We start from the raw sequence: 1,460 nt of genomic DNA, 5'->3' as shown, positions 1-1,460 counted from the left end.
TCCGGGGGTGAGCCCGGGGTTTCTCCGTCCGCCTTGCGACTCATCCAGTTCTACGGGGGTGGAGCGCGCCTGGCAAAGACCCCTTTTACTAGTGGTCCTCGCAGCGGGGGCGGAACGGCCCCCCGCCGACCGGGTGGGCATCGGCGCAGGTGGAGGGCGGTGTGAGGGGGTGGGGAGAGGGCCTTCAAGGCCTACTATCCCGCCTCGTATGTGACGTGGGTCCTGTGGGGCGGGTCACCGGCGAGGGACCCGGATCTCACGCTCCGTGGCTGCTCGTACCCCTTTCGGGGGAAGGTGCGGGAGGGGATCCGGCCCCCGGATCGAAGGCCACGGCCGCGTCGAACGCCGCTTTTCGAGCCCTATGGGACCTGGCGTGGCCTCCGTACTGCGCGACCTCGACCGGGACGGAGAGTTCCTGGCGAAGCGCGTCCACCACACCGCGCAGGAGGCCGCCGCTTCCGGGCACGCCCCGGTCACCGGCCGACCGGAGAACCTCGCCGACGGGATGACCATCGCGGAGCTGAGCGACGCCACGATCCGCTTCAGCGACAACGCCGCCGCCACCCTGCTCCTGCGCGAGCTGGGAGGCCCGGCCGCCGTCACCCGCGTCGCCCGCTCGACCGGGGACGCGGCGACCCGCCTCGACCGGTGGGAACCGGACCTGAACAGTGCCGAACCCCTACGGGCCACCGACACCACCACCCCGCAGGCCATCGGGCGGACCTACGAGCGCCCCTCCCGCTGTACACCGCCCTCTCTACCCGCTCCCGGTGAACCCGCTGTCACTGCTCCGTCATCCGCAGCTCGACCGCCAGGCGTCCCGGCCGCCCTTCTTCGGCCACGAGCGGCCGTCCCACCCGGGCCGTCTCCGCGCACACGAAGTGCCGGTGCTCCTGCGGCGCGAGGTCGGCCATGCCCCGGGCGAGTTCGGCGCCCGGGTTCCAGACCACCACGTCGCTGTGGTCGTGGTGGGCGAGGGTGACGATCCGTCCCAGCACCTCGTCGCGCACCGTGGTGACGGGCGCGGGCGCCGTCTGGAACCGCTCGACGTGGTCCACGGGGGTCAGCGTGCCGTCCTCGTCCTCGTAGCGGCGCCGGGTGAGCCCGTCGGTGTGTTCGGGGCCGAGGCCCGCCAGGTGTACCCGTCCGAGGTCGCCGATCCGGACATAGGTGTGGAGCGCGGTGGTGGCGGTGTGATCGCCCCGGTCCTCGATCTCGATGAGGCAGGTGTCGGTCAGGGTGTACCGGGCTACGAGGACGAACTCCTCGGGCCACAGTGCGCGGGACGCCGGAGAGGGACGCAGCGTGCATTCCACGACGACCCGGTCCGCGTCCTCCTGCCACGCCGTCAGCTCCCAGTCGGTGGTCCGCGCGAACCCGTGCGAGGGCGAGCCGGCGGGCCCGGCCGGGCCGAACCACGGCCAGCACAGCGGGACGCCGCCGCGCACGGCCGCTCCGCG

General features: G+C 73.0%; 1 protein-coding gene and 1 pseudogene. One reads left to right on the top strand and one right to left on the bottom strand.

Going from position 1 to position 1,460, the window contains the following annotated elements; all coding sequences use genetic code 11:
* Positions 1-376 precede the first annotated feature (376 nt).
* A pseudogene (locus ABZY57_RS32740) lies at positions 377-733 on the top strand (serine hydrolase); the annotation flags it as partial.
* Positions 734-782: 49 nt separating this feature from the next.
* Here the strand turns inward: ABZY57_RS32740 and ABZY57_RS32735 are convergent.
* The coding region (locus ABZY57_RS32735; protein WP_356518186.1) for a D-hexose-6-phosphate mutarotase at positions 783-1,460 on the bottom strand (678 nt) is incomplete at its 5' end.

It is taken from the genome of Streptomyces sp. NPDC006450 (assembly GCF_040612195.1).
Taxonomy (GTDB): Bacteria; Actinomycetota; Actinomycetes; order Streptomycetales; family Streptomycetaceae; genus Streptomyces.
Note: the sequence above shows the minus strand (reverse complement) of the source record. Positions and strands in the feature narration are given on the sequence as shown.